Source organism: Sulfitobacter sediminilitoris (assembly GCF_010667575.1).
Classification (GTDB): Bacteria; Pseudomonadota; Alphaproteobacteria; order Rhodobacterales; family Rhodobacteraceae; genus Sulfitobacter; species Sulfitobacter sediminilitoris.
On the sequence record NZ_JAABNT010000086.1, the window covers coordinates 1 to 714 of the forward strand.

Consider the following 714-nt stretch of genomic DNA (forward strand, 5'->3'; position numbering starts at 1 on the left):
CTTGAAATTAGCTCGGGAGTAGAGGCTCCGTTCCTGGTTGAAATGGTTTGAGACGGAGGCGTGAACGGCGGCGAATTTCTGTAAACATCTCATGCTGCGGAACCGTTGCATGGCGCGTTCTCGTCGTCGAAAAGGCAGGTGCGAATTCTCCGCCCGATTGTTCTGCCAGCGTCCCGTTTCCTGTCTTTCAGCATTACCGATTTGCTTCATCGCCGCGCCATAGGAGCGTAACTGGTCGGTCACCAGCACTTGCGGTTGGCCGTAACGTTTCATTGATTTTCTTATGAATTTCAATGCTGCTTTGCGATCCCGGCGCTTGCTGACGAAGCTTTCCAGCACTTCACCCTCGTGATCCACAGCTCGCCACAGGTAGTGCAGTTCCCCATTGATCTTCACGAAAACCTCGTTCAGGTGCCACTGCCAGTTCGAATACGACCGCATCTGCTGGACACGTCTGCGGCGGATTTCAGCGGCAAACATCGGGCCAAATCTATTCCACCAGTACCGCACCGTTTCGTGGCTGATGTCTATGCCGCGTTCGTGCAGTAGATCTTCGACGTTGCGGAGCGAAAGTGGAAAGCGAACATACATCATGACAGCCAGCCGGATAATTTCAGGGCTACTGTGAAAGTACTTGAAAGGGTCGCGCTTTGTCATGAGCAAAGGCTACGAGACCGCCCTGCCCAGCTCAATCAGAATCCTTCTGACAAGACC

Annotated in this window: 1 protein-coding gene; it reads right to left on the minus strand. The window is 53.4% G+C overall.

The genetic code is table 11. From position 1 onward, the window contains the following. The coding region (locus GV827_RS23225) for an IS6 family transposase (RefSeq protein WP_164356713.1) at positions 1-657 on the minus strand (657 nt) is incomplete at its 3' end. Between the last annotated feature and the right edge of the window lie 57 nt (positions 658-714).